16 protein-coding genes are annotated in these 15,952 nt (G+C 71.9%); 9 read left to right on the top strand and 7 right to left on the bottom strand.

Annotated features, from left to right (window positions below):
* Positions 1 to 2 precede the first annotated feature (2 nt).
* Positions 3 to 467: an MSMEG_3727 family PQQ-associated protein gene (locus CFP66_RS29315; protein WP_094928515.1), complete on the bottom strand. Its 465-nt coding sequence runs from the start codon at positions 465 to 467 to the stop codon at positions 3 to 5.
* Between the two features lie 60 nt (positions 468 to 527).
* Positions 528 to 1,673, bottom strand: coding sequence for a glutathione-independent formaldehyde dehydrogenase (locus tag CFP66_RS29310; protein ID WP_094928435.1), 1,146 nt, complete (start codon positions 1,671 to 1,673; stop codon positions 528 to 530).
* A 163-nt stretch (positions 1,674 to 1,836) separates the two neighbouring features.
* On the opposite strand from CFP66_RS29310, the gene CFP66_RS29305 reads away from it, so the two are divergent.
* On the top strand, positions 1,837 to 3,273 hold the full coding sequence (locus CFP66_RS29305) for a DNA-binding protein (protein ID WP_094928434.1): 1,437 nt from the start codon (positions 1,837 to 1,839) through the stop codon (positions 3,271 to 3,273).
* A gap of 656 nt (positions 3,274 to 3,929) precedes the next feature.
* Here the strand turns inward: CFP66_RS29305 and CFP66_RS29300 are convergent.
* From CFP66_RS29300 to CFP66_RS29290, 3 genes are all read right to left on the bottom strand, one after another.
* Positions 3,930 to 4,190 carry a WhiB family transcriptional regulator gene (locus CFP66_RS29300; RefSeq protein WP_094928433.1) on the bottom strand — a complete coding sequence of 87 codons (261 nt, stop codon included), beginning with the start codon at positions 4,188 to 4,190 and terminating at the stop codon, positions 3,930 to 3,932.
* A gap of 235 nt (positions 4,191 to 4,425) precedes the next feature.
* Positions 4,426 to 4,944, bottom strand: a complete 519-nt coding sequence (gene msrA / locus CFP66_RS29295) for a peptide-methionine (S)-S-oxide reductase MsrA (RefSeq protein WP_094928432.1) — start codon at positions 4,942 to 4,944, stop codon at positions 4,426 to 4,428.
* Positions 4,945 to 5,048: 104 nt separating this feature from the next.
* The gene (locus CFP66_RS29290; protein WP_198961735.1) at positions 5,049 to 5,633 is read right to left on the bottom strand and encodes an O-methyltransferase; all 585 of its coding nucleotides are present in this window, start codon (positions 5,631 to 5,633) and stop codon (positions 5,049 to 5,051) included.
* A gap of 102 nt (positions 5,634 to 5,735) precedes the next feature.
* Here CFP66_RS29290 and CFP66_RS48095 point away from each other — a divergent pair, with 102 nt between their 5' ends.
* From CFP66_RS48095 to CFP66_RS29270, 4 genes are read left to right on the top strand one after another with little or no spacing between them, the layout of a single operon-like run.
* Positions 5,736 to 6,176, top strand: coding sequence for a hypothetical protein (locus CFP66_RS48095; RefSeq protein ID WP_094928430.1), 441 nt, complete (start codon positions 5,736 to 5,738; stop codon positions 6,174 to 6,176).
* A 41-nt stretch (positions 6,177 to 6,217) separates the two neighbouring features.
* Positions 6,218 to 6,970 (top strand): DUF5058 family protein, encoded by a 753-nt coding sequence (locus tag CFP66_RS29280; RefSeq protein WP_094928429.1) that lies wholly within the window; start codon positions 6,218 to 6,220, stop codon positions 6,968 to 6,970.
* 30 nt (positions 6,971 to 7,000) lie between these two features.
* The gene (locus tag CFP66_RS29275) at positions 7,001 to 7,738 is read left to right on the top strand and encodes a hypothetical protein (RefSeq protein ID WP_094928428.1); all 738 of its coding nucleotides are present in this window, start codon (positions 7,001 to 7,003) and stop codon (positions 7,736 to 7,738) included.
* The gene (locus CFP66_RS29270) at positions 7,735 to 8,961 is read left to right on the top strand and encodes an amidohydrolase (RefSeq protein ID WP_094928427.1); all 1,227 of its coding nucleotides are present in this window, start codon (positions 7,735 to 7,737) and stop codon (positions 8,959 to 8,961) included. Before CFP66_RS29275 ends, CFP66_RS29270 begins: the two co-directional genes overlap by 4 nt.
* On the opposite strand, the gene CFP66_RS29265 is transcribed toward CFP66_RS29270, so the two are convergent.
* Positions 8,942 to 10,303, bottom strand: a complete 1,362-nt coding sequence (locus tag CFP66_RS29265) for an MFS transporter (RefSeq protein ID WP_094928426.1) — start codon at positions 10,301 to 10,303, stop codon at positions 8,942 to 8,944. The two genes, CFP66_RS29270 and CFP66_RS29265, sit on opposite strands and share 20 nt — an antisense overlap.
* A gap of 38 nt (positions 10,304 to 10,341) precedes the next feature.
* Complete coding sequence (locus tag CFP66_RS29260; protein ID WP_094928425.1) at positions 10,342 to 11,118, bottom strand: IclR family transcriptional regulator; 777 nt, start codon at positions 11,116 to 11,118, stop codon at positions 10,342 to 10,344.
* A 237-nt stretch (positions 11,119 to 11,355) separates the two neighbouring features.
* Between CFP66_RS29260 and CFP66_RS29255 the strand changes: the two genes are divergently transcribed.
* From CFP66_RS29255 to CFP66_RS29240, 4 genes are read left to right on the top strand one after another with little or no spacing between them, the layout of a single operon-like run.
* Positions 11,356 to 12,249, top strand: a complete 894-nt coding sequence (locus CFP66_RS29255; RefSeq protein WP_094928424.1) for a DUF6282 family protein — start codon at positions 11,356 to 11,358, stop codon at positions 12,247 to 12,249.
* Between the two features lie 32 nt (positions 12,250 to 12,281).
* Positions 12,282 to 13,232 (top strand): hypothetical protein, encoded by a 951-nt coding sequence (locus CFP66_RS29250; protein WP_094928423.1) that lies wholly within the window; start codon positions 12,282 to 12,284, stop codon positions 13,230 to 13,232.
* Positions 13,229 to 14,182 (top strand): 3-keto-5-aminohexanoate cleavage protein, encoded by a 954-nt coding sequence (locus CFP66_RS29245; protein WP_094928422.1) that lies wholly within the window; start codon positions 13,229 to 13,231, stop codon positions 14,180 to 14,182. The genes CFP66_RS29250 and CFP66_RS29245 overlap by 4 nt, the downstream gene beginning before the upstream one ends.
* Positions 14,179 to 14,952, top strand: a complete 774-nt coding sequence (locus CFP66_RS29240) for an SDR family NAD(P)-dependent oxidoreductase (RefSeq protein WP_094928421.1) — start codon at positions 14,179 to 14,181, stop codon at positions 14,950 to 14,952. Before CFP66_RS29245 ends, CFP66_RS29240 begins: the two co-directional genes overlap by 4 nt.
* Positions 14,953 to 15,952 lie beyond the last annotated feature (1,000 nt).

Below are 15,952 nucleotides of genomic sequence, written 5' to 3'. Positions count from 1 at the left end.
CTCTAGGGTCGCGGCTGGGCCGGTCGGTCGAGTCGGGCCTCCGGCGGGACGTCTCCCATGACGACGATCGCTCCGGTGAGTCCCCGGCCCTCGTCGTTGCCGGTGGGTGAGCTGAACCAGTAGTAGCCCGGTCCGTCGAGGTTCAGCTTCGCCCGCCCCCTCGAGTGGTTGACCAGCCAGAGGAACTTGCGATCACCGTTGCTCGGCAAGAGCGCGCAATGCGTGTTCAGGTCGTCGTTGATGATCGTGAGTTCGACGTCGCCCCCGTGCGGCAGCACCAGGACCGAGGGGTCCCAGCACAGCTCGTCGGGATTGATGCGGATCGTCGCCTCCATCGTGCCGTCGGCTCGCTCCGTGGCCTTGTCGACGTTCCCGGTCGCCAGCACCCGGCCCAACGTCGCCTTGTTCTGGCCGTTCAAGCCGATCTCGTCCAGAATTGCTGATCGATCCTGCGCCGTGCTCGTCACCGGCTCCACCTCCTCGTGGGTTCCTTCTCGATGGCAGTTCTTGTGACACTCCTCGGCGGATCACCTGATTGCGGGTTTGAGGATCACCTTGGTGCAGCCGTCGATGCGTTGGTCGAACTTCTGGTACGCGGACGGCGCCTCCTCGAGCGGGAGCTCGTGGGACACGACGAAACCGGGCCGTGCCCGGCCTTCGGTGATGAGGTCGCGCAACTGGCGGTTGTAGCGCTTGACGTTCGCCTGGCCGGTGCTCAGCCGCAGGCCCTTCTCGAACAGCGTGCCGATCGCGACCAGCAGCATGCCCCGCCTGGCGTGCTCGTCGGCCCCGCCCGGGTCGGAGGTCACGTACAGCCCTGGCACCCCGATCGAACCGGTGGGCCGCACGGTGCGCACGAGCTGGTTCAGCACCGCCGCCGGCTCCTCGCGGTCCCCCGACGCGTTCACGGCCTGGTAGCCGACGGCGTCGATGCCCGCGTCGGTGCCCTCGCCGCGGGTCCGGTCCCTGATCTGCTCGACCGGGTCGCCCCCGGAGAAGTCGATCGGGACGGCGCCGATCTCGGCCGCCTTGGCGAGCCGCTCGGCGACGCGGTCGACCACGAAGACCTGCGAGGCGCCGCGGAGCAGGGCCGAGTACGCCGCCATCAGGCCGACCGGCCCGGCGCCGAACACCGCGACCGTGTCCCCCGGTGAGACGCCGGCGAGCTCGCACCCGTGGTAGCCGGTGGGGAAGATGTCGGCGAGCAGCGCGTAGTCCGACTCGTGATCGGTTCCCGCGGGCAGCGGCATGCAGTTGAAGTCGGCATAGGGCACGCGCAGGTACTCGGCCTGACCTCCCGGATAAGGTCCCATCGCGGCGTATCCGTACGCGCCGCCCGCGAAGCCCGACGGGTTCACCGTGAGGCAGAAGCCGGTGAGGCCGGCGAGGCAGTTCTTGCAGAAGCCGCACGCCACGTTGAACGGCATCACCACGCGGTCGCCCTGCTCCAACGCCGTGACACCGCTGCCGACGTCCTCGACGATCCCCATGTTCTCGTGGCCGAACACGATGCCGGGCTCCGCGACCGTCCGCCCCTCGTACATGTGCAGGTCGGAACCGCAGATGCAGCTCGAGGTGATCCGCACGATCACGTCGTTCGGGTGCTCGATCTGCGGATCGGGGACCTCCTCCACCTCGACGTCGAACGGCTTCCGGTAGACGACGGCCCGCATCGTCGCGTCACCCCCGGTCGTGGCTGCTGTGTCGCGCGTTCAGCCCTTGGAGCGATAGCCTGGTGACAGCTCGGCCCTGGCGGCACAGCGTGGTGTTGCGTCGGTGCGCGCCTGGTGGTCGCCGATCCTGATCGCTCCTTGCCGTCGCCCAAAGGAGGATGGGATGAACGGAGCACAAGCGCGAACGAACGGGGCCTACGCCGCAACGAGCGGCGTGGCGCTCGAAGGTGAGGATCTCCGGACGATCACCGAGGCGTGGGAGCGTTTCTCGGCCGGCATGGAATCGGTCGAGGGTGTGCGGCCGGAGATCCTCATGTCCTGGTACCGGTGCAGGGAGGAGTACGAGGTCGACCCGCACCTGGACCGGGCGCCTGCCGCGGCGGAGGTGGGAGCCCACTCGATCGACCACGACGTGGTGATCGCCGAGCTGGGGGGCATGGCCGGCGCGGCGGCCCGGGAGGTCGAGGGCCTCGACGGGCTGGTCACGGTCGCCGACCCCGCGGGCCGGGTGCTCGGCACCTGGGGGAGCCGCCGGATCGTGCACCTGGCCGCGGACAGCAACCTGGCGCCCTGGTCCACGTGGTCGGAGTGGGCGAGCGGCACCAACGGCATGGGCACCGCGCTGGAGAGCCACCGCCCCGTGATGGTCCGGGGCCCCGAACACTGGTGCCGCGGCTTCCAGGGCTGGGCCTGTGCGGGTGTCGCGGTGCGCGACGTCGTCACCCACGACCCGCTCGCCGTCCTCAACATCTCGTGCTGGCAGAAGCCGCTGTCCGACACGGCGCTGCCGTGGCTGGCCAAGGTCGCCGCGGGCACCGAGGCGAAGCTGCGGCAGCGGGCACACCACAGCGGCACCCTGCTGGCGGCCGCGTTCGCCGACGCGCGCGTGGCGCCCGGCACCCCGTTGGCCGCCGTGGACCTCGCCGGCAGCGTCGTGCTCGCCAACAGCGAGGCGGCGGTGCTGATGGGCACGCCCGCGGACACCCCCGCGTACGCGCCGGCGCACCGGTGGACCCCCCAGTTCGCCACGCTGCCGCGCCTGGCCCGGCACGCCGTCGAACGCGCCCGCAAGGATCCCGACTGGAAGGGCGCCACGCAGGTCTTCGTGCCCTTGCTCGGGGCCTCGGTGTCGGTCGCGGTCCATCCGGTCTTCACCGGGCCTCAGGTGATCGGCGTGCTGCTCGCCTTCGGGGCAGCCGACGGGTCCGCCCCGCCCGAGTCGCCGCCCGAGCCCGCGTTCGGCCCCGGACACGCCCGCCCGGTGCCCCACCGCGTCGTCGCGCTCCGGGAGGACCGATGGGTCCTGCTCGACCCCCGCGAGATCCGCTTCGCGGAGTCCGACCACAACTCCGTCTGGCTCACCACCGACCACGGGCGTTTCGTATCCGCCACCCGCGGCCTCGACCGCCTGGAGCAGCAGCTCGGTGACAAGGGCTTCCTACGCGTCCACCGCCGCTTCCTGGTGAACCTCGCCCGGGTGCGGGAGGTGGAGCAGGGCTTCAAGGGCGCGCTGTTCCTCGCCACCGACGCGCGCTCCCGCGAGACCGTGCCGGTCTCCCGCCGGCACGCGCCGCAGCTGCGGCAGGCGCTGGGGTTCTGAGCGCCGCGGAAATTCGCGAGGACGGTGGTCGGGCGACACCCTCGTCGGCCGGGCGGCGTCCAGGACGTTCACCGGATCATGCCGCGCACGCCCCGCTCTCCGGTGACGCGACCGGTTGACGGTGCGCGGCGCGAATCCGGGGGCATCACGGGACACGGGTGCGTGCGCACCCCTCGCCCGGCGCCCCGCCACTGTCCCTCCCCGTGGCCCTGCCTCGTAGGGCGGGTCGCGGTGGGCGCCGGGAGTGGCCGGGTTGGGTACGAGCCACGAATATCGTGGTCGGCCGCCCACCCAGCCCGGATATTCGGCAGTTCTGCCAACCCGGCCACCCCGCCAACGGACAGGAGCAGCGGGAACCAGGCCGACTGCGCCGAAGACCGGCACAGGGGTGCCGAGGCAATGGTCGCGAACCGGGAACGGCGCGCCACGGGCTTTTCGCGGAACGCGAGGCGGTCATGATCAGCAGAAATGGTGTGAGAGCGACAGATGTGACGCCCTCACACCACTCCTGGCGATCATGGTGGCCAGCCCGCCTGCGAGAAGTACGTGAGCGCGGTGGCCAGGACCCTGGCGTGCGGCTCACACCGGGCACCGCCGGGTGATCGAAGCCGACGACCGCGTGTGGTCAGGGCGCTCGGTACCTCAGAGTGCGCGCGTCACGCTGCCGGACGGGAGGCCGCGCCGCGGCGCCGCAGGCTCCGGCGCTCGGCCTCGGTGGTCCCTCCGAAGATGCCGTGGTCCAGGGCGTTGTCGAGCGCGTAGTCCAGGCAGTGGGCCCGCACCGGGCAGGCTGCGCAGACGGCCTTCGCGTGGTCGGTCTGACGGGCGCCCGGGCCCAGCTCGGACACCGGGAAGAACAGCTCCGGGTCTTCGTCCCGGCAGGCGGCCAGCTGCCGCCAGTCGTCGTGGATGAGCATGAGGTGCCACCTCCAGCACGTCGGGGCGGCCCGCGCGCGAGGTGCGCGCGCGGGCGCGGTGGTTCGTGGGGTGCGACGCCCGGTGGCGGCGCGGAAAGACGTCCCGCGATCGCGGGACCAGGTATCCCAACGCGCGGTGCATGCATGTTGTTCCGGAACGGCCGGACACGCCACGATGCCCGCCCGTGGAGGATCCCCGCGGGCGGGCTCTCGGCTTCGGCGCCGGTGGGGCGGGTCAGCCCCGGGCGGACCCGACCTGGCGGTGCGGGAGCACCCAGCCCGGCCGCACGAAGTGGCAGGTGTAGCCGTAGGGGATCTTCTGCAGGTAGTCCTGGTGCTCTTCCTCGGCGTTCCAGAACGGGCCCGCCGCCGTGACCTCCGTGACCACCGGACCCGGCCACAGTCCGGACGCGTCGACGTCGGCGATCGTGTCGAGCGCCACCTGCCGCTGCTCCTCGGAGGTGTAGTAGATCGCCGACCGGTAGCTGCGGCCGATGTCGTTGCCCTGCCGGTTGGCGGTCGACGGGTCGTGGATCTGGAAGAAGAACTCCAGCAGCTCGCGGTAGGTGATGACCTCGGGATCGAAGACGATCTCGACCGCCTCGGCGTGGTCACCGTGGTTGCGGTAGGTCGCGTTGGGCGTGTCGCCGCCCGAGTAGCCGACGCGGGTCGACTCGACTCCGGGGCGCTTGCGCAGCAGCTCCTGCGCTCCCCAGAAGCAGCCACCCGCAAGGATCGCGCGATCGGTCGCCATCTGCTCGCCTCCCCGTGCTCTCACGGCCGTCGACGGTACTCGGCGGCCACCGGGTCCAACCGTTGCCGGCCCCGGGATGTTCCACGGGGCGTCGACCGGACCGGTCACCGGCGCAGGGCCACGAGCTCGCCCTTGCCCACCGCGATCGTGGTGACGAGCAGAGCGGGGTCCTGCACGAGGAGGTCGTGGAAGGGGGCGATCTCGCCGGGGTGGGAGAGGGCGTTGTCCGCGACGAGGAGCCCACCGGGGCGCAGGACGCGCACGGGATGGGGCCACCACGAGGGGTACTCGGTGCGTTCGGCGTCCAGGAAGAGGAGGTCGACCTCGCCGTCCGCCATGGCGGACAGCGCCTCGCCGCCGTCCTGGACCCGGAACTCCACCCGGTCGCCCAGGCCCGCTTCCGCGGTGCTGCGGCGGGCGTCGGCCTGGGCGGCGGGATCGGTGTCGAGGCTGAGGACCGTGGCGCCGAGTGTGCGCGCGGCCTCCGCGAGCCACAACGTCGACACCCCGCGCGAGGTGCCGATCTCGACGATCCGGCGGGCGCCGGTCGTGTGGGCCATGAGCCGCAGGAAGCGGCCCGCGTCGGGTTCGAGCACCCGCCACCGCCGCAACCGGTCGGGCTGGGTGGCGTCGTGGCGCTCCCCGGCCCCGGTCAGCTCATCGATGATCTTCTGCACGCTCGGGTCCACCTGCATGATCGTCCGGCGGATCGCGTTCGGGGGCAAGCCGGTTGAGCGCCCGGCAAAGTGGTCATCCCGCGAGGAGGACGGCCGGCAGACGGGAGCAGCACGATGCGCACGAGCTCGACTCCGGAGGGCACTCCGAACACGGGTGACACCGCGCGCTCGGGGGGTACGCGGTCGGGCGGCGATCCGGTCGCGCCCGACCGGCCCGTCGTGGACGGCGCGACGATGTCGGTGGAGGAGCTCGAGGCCGAGATCGAGATCGAGAGCGAGATCGAGGAGCTGGGCGACGAGCGCCACCAGGAAGTGGACGAGCTGCGCGCCGAGGTCGGCGCCACGGCCACGGAGCTCACCGCCCGGTTCGACGTCGCGGAGCGGGCCCGGGCCGGGAGGGACGAGACCGTCGCCGCCCTGCGGACGGCGGCGGCCGGTGCGTCGGCGCGCGCGGGGTGGCGCGGGCCCGCCGCGATCGCCGCGGTGACGGTGCTCGTCGTGCTGCTCGTGCGCCGGCGGTCCCGGGGGCGAGAGGCCTGCGGCGTCGAGATCTGACTGTTACCTTCCAGCGACAGGACCCCTGCCTGGGAGCGGCCATGACGCCCGTCCGTGCCGGCACGGCCACCGCACCGGTGTCCGACTACGCCAACCTCCCCGTGTTGTGGTTCTGCGCGCTCGCCGTCTTCGGCGTGATCATCCTGCAGACGCTGATCTACGTCAGGGCCGCTCGGTCCGCCGGTCCCGACATCGGGTTCAGCCGGCAGGACCTGCGCACGTCCTTCCGTTCCGGCGCGGTCGCGGCCGTCGGCCCCTCGCTCGCCATCGCCATCGTGGCGGTGGCCCTGCTGGCGCTCTTCGGCACTCCCGCCGTGCTCATCCGGATCGGGCTGGTCGGTTCCGCGGCCACGGAGGTGTCGTCGGCGAGCCTGGCGTCGGCGACCATGGGTGCCGATCTCGGCGGTGCGGACTACACCGCGGACGTGTTCGCGGTGGCGTTCTTCGCGATGGCGCTGTCCGGGGGCATGTGGATGGTCGCGACACTCGTGCTCACCCCGCTGCTCAAGCGGGGGGACGTGCGGCTGCGGTCGGTGAACCCGGCGCTGATGGCCATCGTCCCCTCGGCCGCCCTGCTGGGCGCGTTCGCCTCGCTGGGCATCGCCGAGCTGGGCAAGACGTCCGTGCACATCATCACGGTCATCGTGTCCGCTCTGACCATGACGGCCTGCCTGGCGCTGGCGAGGGCGCTGCGCCAGGCCTGGCTCCGGGAGTGGGGGCTGGGGATCTCCATCATCGTCGGCCTCGCCGTGGCCTACTTCGCCCACGGCGCCGGTCTCGCGCCCCCGTCCTGACACCGAGCCCGGACCCGCGGAGGACATGCCGTGTCGACGTCGACCGACAGCCAGCAGGCGGCCTACGAGCGCTATGACCGGACCACCTCGCGGTGGGGACGGATCACCATGCTGCTGGGGCTGCTCCTGTCCTGGTCCGCGCCCGCCTACCTCGTGTTCCTCACCGACCTGCAGCCGTCGCAGGCCGAGCTGTGGACCGGATTCCTCGCGGTGGCGGCCGTGTTCGCCGCGGTCTGGGTCATCGAACCGATCACCTACTTCCCGGTGCTCGGGCCCGCCGCGATGTACCAGGCGTTCATGATCGGGAACATCGCCAACAAGCTGCTGCCCTCGGCGATCGTCGCCCAGGTCGCGATCGACGCCAAGCCGGGCACCAGGCGCGCCGAGCTGGCCGCCGTGATGGCGATCTGCGGTGCCGTGGTCGTGCACGTCGTCTCGCTGCTGGTGCTGGTCGGGGCGCTGGGCACCTGGCTGGTCGGCGTGCTCCCGGAGAGCGTCGTGGAGGTGGCGCGGCTCTACATCTTCCCGGCGATCATCGGTGCGGTCGTCGTGCAGCTGGCCGCATTCGTCAAGCAGCCCCGCGTCACCGTCATCGCCGTGGTGGTCGCCGCCGTGACCCAGCTGCTGCTGGTGCCCACCGTGCCCGTGCTGGCCAACTTCGCGACTGCGCTGGTAGTGCTGGTGACGATGATCCTGGCCTGGTTCCTGCGCAACCGATCGGTGCAGCACCCGGCGCCCGGCCGCCCCGAGACGAAGGACAGCCCATGACCGTGCTCCCCGCGCCCCCGCAGATCCCCGCCGCGCTGCAGGACGACCTGCACTCCCTGTACCGGGGGCTGCACGCCGCACCGGAGCTGTCGATGCAGGAGCACCGCACGGCCGCCCTGATCCGGCAGCGCATGGACGAGCTGGGGTGGGAGACCCACGTCGTCGGGGGAACCGGGGTGGCCGCCGTCCTGCGCAACGGCGACGGCCCGGTGGTCGCGTTCCGGGCGGACACCGATGCGTTGCCGCTGCAGGAACTGACCGGGCTGGAGTACGCCAGCACCGCGCGGGGCCGGCTCGCCGACGGCACCGAGGTGCCGGTGATGCACGCGTGCGGGCACGACGTCCACGTCACGTGCGCGATCGGTGCCGCCACGCTGCTCACCGACAACCGCGAGTCCTGGTCCGGGACGGTCGTCCTGCTCTTCCAGCCGGGGGAGGAGACCAGCGCGGGCGCCGAGGCGATGGTCGCCGACGGCCTGTGGGACCGGGTGCCGAGGCCCGAGGTCGTGTTCGGCCAGCACGTGTGGCCGGGCCGCGCGGGCACCGTCGAGGTCACCAGCGGCGCCGCGATGGCCATGGCCGACAGCTGGCGGGTCACGGTCCACGGTCGCGGTGGGCACGGTTCGCAGCCGGAGGCGACGATCGACCCGGTGGTGCTGGCGGCGCACATGGTGGTGCGGATCCAGAGCATCGTCTCCCGGGAGGTGCACCCGCAGCGCGCGGCCGTGATCACGATCGCGAGCTTCCACGCGGGGCTGAAGGAGAACATCATCCCCTCGGTCGCCGAGTTCACGGTCAACGTCCGCAACCTGGACCTGCAGGTGCGGGACCGGGTGCTGGCGGCGCTGCGCCGGGTGATCGACGCGGAGGCCCAGGCCTCCGGGGCGCCGCAGCCCGACGTCGAGGAGCTCTACACGTTCCCGCTGCTGTACAACGACCCCGCCGCCACCGAGCAGCTCACCCGCACCCTCACCGGCGTGCTGCGCGCCGACGCCGTGAGCACCACCGACCCCCGGATGGGGAGCGAGGACTTCGGTCACCTGCCCGAGGCGATCGGTGTGCCCGGCGTCTACTGGTTCTTCGGCGGAATGCCGGACGAGGTGGTCGACGGCGACGACCCGGTGCCCTCGAACCACTCGCCGCACTTCGCGCCCGTGCTGGAGCCGACGCTGACCACCGGGGTGACGGCGGCGTACGCGGCGATCAGGTCGCGCCTTCGCTGAGCGCGTGGACCGCGCCGGGTGCCATGTCGACGTCGCGCGTCTCCGGGCCGAGCGCGGCGCCGACCGCCACCAGCGCTCCTCCGAGGACGATCAGCGCGGCCGGTGCGAGGGCGGCGCCGATGACCGCGGAGAGCCCGCTGAGGTAGAAGGCGTAGAACGCCGGGATGATGAGGGCGAGGCTGTACCCGACGCCGTAGCCCGTGGCCCGGATCGAGGCCGGGAACCGCTCGGTGAGGTAGGCGGCGATGGGTCCGAAGTGCGACAGCGACAGCACCTGCATGGCGGCGGCCAGCACCCCGGCGAGGACCACGTCGTCGGCTCCCAGCGTGGTGATGCCGAGGTAGCACGCAGAGGCGAGCACGGCGGCCACGATCCCGAACCCGATGTAGAAGCGGCGTCGCCCGATGCGCTGGGACAGGACGGCGCAGACGAGGAAGCCCACGATGCAGGCCAGCGGCGCGATCATCATGATCACGGTGACGCTCCGGTCGTCGAGGCCCACGTCGTTCTTGAGGGTCGCGGGCAGCACCGCGACGCCCATGTTGGTGAGGATCCAGGTGCCCGTCATGAGCACGAACACCTGCAGGAGGGCGCGGCGGTGCCGCCCGCCGAGCAGCTCCCGCAGCGGGGATCCGGTCGCCTCGGCGGCGTCGAAGGAGGGCGCTTCCTCGACGTTGCGCCGGTAGTAGACGAACAGCCCGACGGCGAGCAGGGCGCCGATGAAGAACGGGATGCGCCATCCCCACTGGACGTAGGCGCTGTCGAGCCCGGCCGAGGGCAGGACGGTGAGCAGGAGCAGGGTGAGCCCGGCGATCGTGGCGGTGGCCGCGGGGGAGGTGGCGGTGATCAGGCCGCTGGCCAGCCCCCGCTTGTCCCGGGGACTCCATTCCATGGCCAGCGGTACCGCGGTGGAGTACTCGCCTCCGAGGAAGATGCCGGCGACGAAGCGGAGCCCGATCAGGGCCACGATCGCCCAGCTGCCGATCTGCTGGTGGCCCGGCAGCAGGCCGATGAGCAGCGTCGACACGCCGAAACCGGCCACGGCGACCATGGTGGTGATCCGCCGGCCGACCTTGTCGGCGAAGTGGCCGAAGACCGCCGCGCCGAGCGGGCGGGCCACGAGCGTGGAGGCGAACACCCCGGCGGCGATCCACGCCGCCGCGGTCGTCGAGATGTCGGCCGCCTGGAAGTAGATCATCGCCGGGGCGAGCGTGACGATCGGGACGAAGATGTCGAACTGGTCGGCGTAGTAGCCGAAGATCCCGCCGCGCAGGGCGGCGCGCCCGGGGTCCCGGGCGGTGTTCGCCGCGGGCGGCACGGGGTTGCTGGACGTCGTGGACATCGGTGTCCTCCGATCGGGCCCCGGCGGCCGGGGCGGGGTCAGCGCTGGGGGCGGCGTTCCGCGCCCATGGCCTTGCTCAGCGAGCGGGCGGTCTCGCGCAGCTGGACGGCGACACGGCTCTCGGGCTCCAGCGGCAGCATGTCGTCGGTGGCGATCAGCGCGAGGCTGGCGCAGATGCTGTACTCGTCGAAGACGGGGGCGGCCATGGCGTGCACGCCGAAGCCGTCCGCGCCGAGCGCGACGCGGTCGGTGCCGGCGAGCTCGCGGACCTCGCGGACCAGCTCGGTCCGGCTGCCCTCGGGCACGCTGCCCAGCAGGCGATCCACCCGGAGCTGGTCGACCATGTGGGCCAGGAAGACCTTCGCCTGCGCCGTCACGAGCGAGAGCTGGGTGCCCACGCGGACGGTCACCACCACGGCCCGGGTCGAATCCTCCTCGACCCGGGAGACGATCGGACCGGTCGACCCCCACAGGCTGAGCACGGTGGTCAGGCCGGTCGTCGTGCAGAGCTCGCGCATGTGGTTCGGCGCGAGGTCCACGACCTTGCGCCGCCCGATCGCGAACGCCCCGAGCTGCAGCAGCAGCGCTCCGGGGACGAAGGTGCCGGCAGCGACACCGCGTTCCAGGAGGCCTGCCGACACCAGCGAGGTGCAGTACCGGTAGGTCGTCGTCCGGTTGAGGTCGAGCCGTTCGGCGGCCTCGGCGGCCGTGAGTTCGGGGGTCTCTGGTCCGAACAGCCGCAGGATCTGGGCCGCGCGGTCCACGGCCTGGATCTCGGTGCCCCCGGACCGGGTGTCGTCGTTCCTGTCGGACATCCGAGTCTCCGTTCGCGATGAGAACTGGCGGTTCACGCCGCGCAGTGTGCCTGGGTGCCCTGACGACGGTATCGACCGTACTACCGCATCGTGGACACAGCAACGGCCATGCGAACAAAACAAGGTGCGTATCACGGTTGTGCTCGCGAGTGAGACGGTCTCTCGTTCACATGATGGATTGACAGTGCAGCATGTGGTCGTCCACTGTCGGTGCGGTCGCCGTCGTCAGGAGGACCCATGGAAGCCAGCCCCGCCGTCGCCCGGATCCTCGACGGGATGGTCGACCTGCACTGCCACTCCGGTCCAGGCCCGTTCCCGCGGGAGTTCGACCACGTCGACGGCGCGCGCGACGGTCAGCGGATCAACATGAGGGCGTTCGTGGCCAAGTCCCACCACCACAACACGGTGATGGACCTGCAGGCGGCCCACCGCTCGTTCGAGGGGATCAGCACCCGGGTGTTCGGCGGCATCGTGCTGAACAACCAGGTCGGCGGGATCAACCCGTACGCCGTCGAGATGTGCGTGCGGATGGGCGGCAAGATCGTCTGGTTCCCGACCTTCTCCTCCCGGCGCCACATCGAGTTCCAGGAGGAGGCCCTCGCGCTCGGGTTCCCGAGCAGCGCCGTCCAGCTCACGACCGTCCCGGTGCTCCTCCACGACGACGAGGGCCGGTTGCGCCCCGAGGTGGTCCAGGTCGCCGACGTGGTCGCCGAGTCCGGCGCCGTCCTCAACGGCGGGCACCTGCACCCCGACGACATGGCCGAGCTGTTCGCCGTCGGTGTCGAGCGCGGTGTGGAACGCATGGCGGTCAGCCACCCGAACTTCATCACCGACCTCACCGTCGCCCAGGGCGTGGCGCTGGCCGAGCGTGGTGTGTTCGTCGAGCACGAGGTCGGCATGTACCTGCCCGACGACCACCAGCACTTCGGCATCGAGGTGCTGCTGGAGTGGATCGAGGCGGTCGGTGTCGAGCGCACCGTGCTCGCCTCCGACCTGGGCCAGATCGGCCGCACCCGCCCGGTCGACGCGTTCATCGAGGTGACGACCGCCCTGCTGGACCACGGCGTCGACGAGAAGAACCTCCGCCGGATGCTCGTCGACAACCCGACCTACCTGCTGGGCCTCGACTGACCTCCATCCGCTGCGCAGAAGGGACACCTGCCGTGTACGACCCGACCGATCCGCGGTCCGCGCTGGTCACGACGACGCAGACCCGCGCCGTCGCGCTGGACGCACCGATCGCCGCCCCCGCCTACACCGAGTTCGACGAGACCCCCCGGATCGACGACGAGCGCTCCGGGCGCACCTGGGTGGTGCGCGGGCAGAACTTCGTCGTGGCGCTGTCCCGGCTGGCGCCCGGGCAGGTCCTGGAGCGCACCGCGCAGGAACACGAGTACGTCCTCCTGCTCACCGCGGCCGACGCGCACGTCGTCGTCGAGGCCGCGGGGGAGTGCCGCGAGATCCGGGGGGTGGCGGTGGTCGTGGTCCCGGCCGGCGACTCCTCGGTCCGGGCCTGCGCCGAGGTGGAGCCGGTCCGGCTGTTCGACGACCGCAGCACCGACCTCGCCGAGCTCGCGGTCAACGCCGCCGACTACGCCGAGCCGCACGCACGGGTGGCGCCGCTGCAGCCGTGGCCCGCCCCGGCCGGCGGCGACCGGCTGCGGGTGTACCGGCCGGACGAGGTCCCGGCCGAGCCCGGCCGGTTCGGCCGGATCTACCGGACCCGGTCGTTCATGGTCAACTTCCTGGAGCCGTTCGACGGGCCGCGCCCGCGCAACAAGCTCTCCCCGCACCACCACGACGACTTCCAGCAGTGCTCGCTGGCGGTGGCGGGCGAGTTCGAGCACCACATCCGCACGCCGTGGACGCCCGACATGGACCAGTGGCGGCCCGACGAGCACCGCGTCGTCGGCAGCCCGTCGGTGGCGGTCATCCCGCCGCCCACGGTCCACACGACGCGGGCGTGCGGCACCGGGCGCAACCAGCTGATCGACATCTTCAGCCCGCCGCGGGCGGACTTCTCCGAGCGCGCGGGCTGGGTGCTCAACGCCGACGACTACCCGGCCCCGCCGGGGGAGGAGCCCGCCGCGACCCGTGGCGACGGTGCCGCGTGAGGTCCAGCGACGACGTGATCGTGAGCTGCGCGGTCACCGGCTCCATCCACACGCCGAGCATGTCCGCGGCGCTCCCGATCACCCCGGCGCAGATCGCCGAGCAGGCGCTCGGCGCCGCCGAGGCCGGCGCCGCGGTGCTGCACCTGCACGCCCGGGACCCGCAGGACGGCCGCCCCAGCCCGGACCCGGCGGTCTACGCGCAGTTCCTCGCGCCGATCGCCGCGGGCACCGATGCCGTCGTGAACATCACCACCGGCGGCTCGACCCGGATGAGCATCGACGACCGGCTCGCCGCCGCACGCACGTTCGCCCCTGAGCTGGCCTCGCTGAACATGGGGTCGATGAACTTCAACTTCGCCGGCGCGGCGGCCCGGGTGCAGCACTGGCGCTACGACTGGGAACGCGACTACCTGCTCGGTTCGGCCGACCAGATCTTCGCCAACACCTTCACCCAGATCGAGACGATCCTCTCCGACCTCGGTGGGCGCGGCACCCGGTTCGAGTTCGAGTGCTACGACATCGGCCACCTCCACTCGCTGGCCCACTTCGTCGAACGCGGCCTGGTGCGGTCCCCGTTCCTGGTGCAGGGCGTGTTCGGGGTCCTGGGCGGGATCGGCGCCGACCTCGACCACGTCCACCACATGGTGCGCACCGCCGACCGCCTCTTCGGTGACGACTACGTGTTCTCCGCCCTGGCCGGCGGGCGCAACCAGTTCGCGGTCGCGACGCAGGCGGCGCAGCTGGGCGGGCACGTGCGGGTCGGGCTGGAGGACGGTCTCTACCTCGGCGCCGGGCGCCCCGCGCGGAGCAACGCCGAGCAGGTCGAGAAGATCGTGCGGATCGTGCAGGAGATGGGCCGCACCCCGGCGAGCCCGGCGCGGACCCGTGAGCTGCTCGCGTTGAAGGGGGCGCAGCGGACCAGCCTGCCCAGGACTGAGGAGATGGCATGACCGAGGGCACGCGACCCGGAGCGGGCCTGCTCGCCGGCAAGATCGTCCTCGTGGTGGGCGGGAGCACCGGGATCGGCGCCGACGCGGCCCGGCTCTTCGCCGAGGAGGGCGCCTCGGTCATGCTCGCCGCCCGTTCGCGCGACGTGCTCGCCGACCTCACCGCCGAACTGACCGAGGCAGGCCACGACGTCGCCGCCACCGCGGGCGACGTCAGCGTCGCGGCGGACGTCGCGCGGTTCGTCGACGCGACGCTCGACCGGTTCGGCCGCCTCGACGGCGCCTTCAACAACGCGGGCATCAACCAGCAGGGCAGGCTCGACGACGTCTCCGAGGACGACTTCGACCGGGTCATGGCCGTGAACGTGAAGGGCACCTGGCTGTGCCTGCGCGAGGAGATCCACGCGATGCGCCACTCCGGCGGCTCGATCGTCAACACGAGCAGCATCGGCGGGTACCGCGGCAACACCGGCCTGGGCGCCTACCAGGCCACGAAGCACGCGGTCATCGGGCTCACCCGCACCGCGGCGCACGACAACGGCCCGCTCGGCATCCGCGTCAACGCCATCGCCCCCGGCCCCACCGAGACCCCGATGCTCACGGCGTGGCGGCAGAACGATCCGGACGCCGTGGCGGCCCGGCTCAACGCCGTTCCGCTGCGCAAGGCCGGCACGACCACCGAGGTGGCCGAGGCCGCCGCGTGGCTGCTGAGCGATCGTGCGGGCCAGGTCAGCGGCGTGGTGCTGCCGGTCGACGGCGGGCTCACGGCCTAGAGGCTCGGGTGGCCGCGGACGTTCACCGGGTCGTGCGGCAGCCGGTCCGCGACGTCAACTCCCCTCCCTTCTCCGCGCCACCCGTCGACGGGGTGCGTGGCGCGAATCCGGGGGCGTGATCGGACACGGGGTGGGAGCACACCTCGTCCCAGCGCCTGCCGCTGCTCCTCCCCGTGGCCCTGCCTCGTAGCCCCGGTTGCGGTGGGCGCGCCGTCCCCGGCTCGAGACTTCCTGCCCCGCCGCCACCCGGGGTCTCACACGCAATCGGTCCGGCGCCGAGCCCGTCCTCCGCGCCGAGGGTGGCTGGGTGGGGTACAGCAACGAATATCGTGGTCGTCCGGGCGGCCGTTCCCGACGCAGGCCCAGGCCGTTCCGGACGAGACCGTGACGGCCGAGTCCGTGCCCACCTGGCTGTGGTGCCGATTTTGAACCCCTCCGAAACGGCTTTGGCCAACGGGACAGGGACCTGAGCCGCGCGACTTCGTTGCAGGTCCTGATCCCGCCGGTCACCGGAGGTGGCACGCCGTCGATCTGACCGCTGATCATCGATAAAGGGGTGTGGAACGGGACCACCGCAAGGTGGGCACCCACCCGGCAGGGACGGGCTCGTCCCGAACGGGCCTGGGCCCGCGCCGGGGACGGCTGCCCACCCAGCCCGGATATTCGGTAGTTCTGCCAACCCGGCCACCCCGCCGGCGGACAGGGCAGGAGAACTCGGCCGACTGCGCCGAAGACCAGGGGCGGGGTGTGGGGCAGTGGCTGCGAGCCGGGGACGGCGCGCCCACAGGTGTTTTCATGACCATATAGACGTGAGGGGTGTTGGATCTTCCCCGAATCCCTCTCAGGTCTATCTGATCATGAAAAGTGCGTTCCGCGGAACGCGACGGGCCATGATCAGCAGAAGTGGTGTGAGGGCGACAGATCTGTCGCCCTCACACCACTCCTGGCGATCATGGCGGCCAGCCGACGTGCGAGAAGTACGTGAGCGCGGTCGCCAGGG

It is taken from the genome of Pseudonocardia sp. MH-G8 (assembly GCF_002262885.1).
Lineage (GTDB): Bacteria > Actinomycetota > Actinomycetes > Mycobacteriales > Pseudonocardiaceae > Pseudonocardia.
The sequence above is the reverse complement of the archived record's forward strand: the minus strand, read 5'-3'. Positions and strand labels throughout refer to the sequence as shown.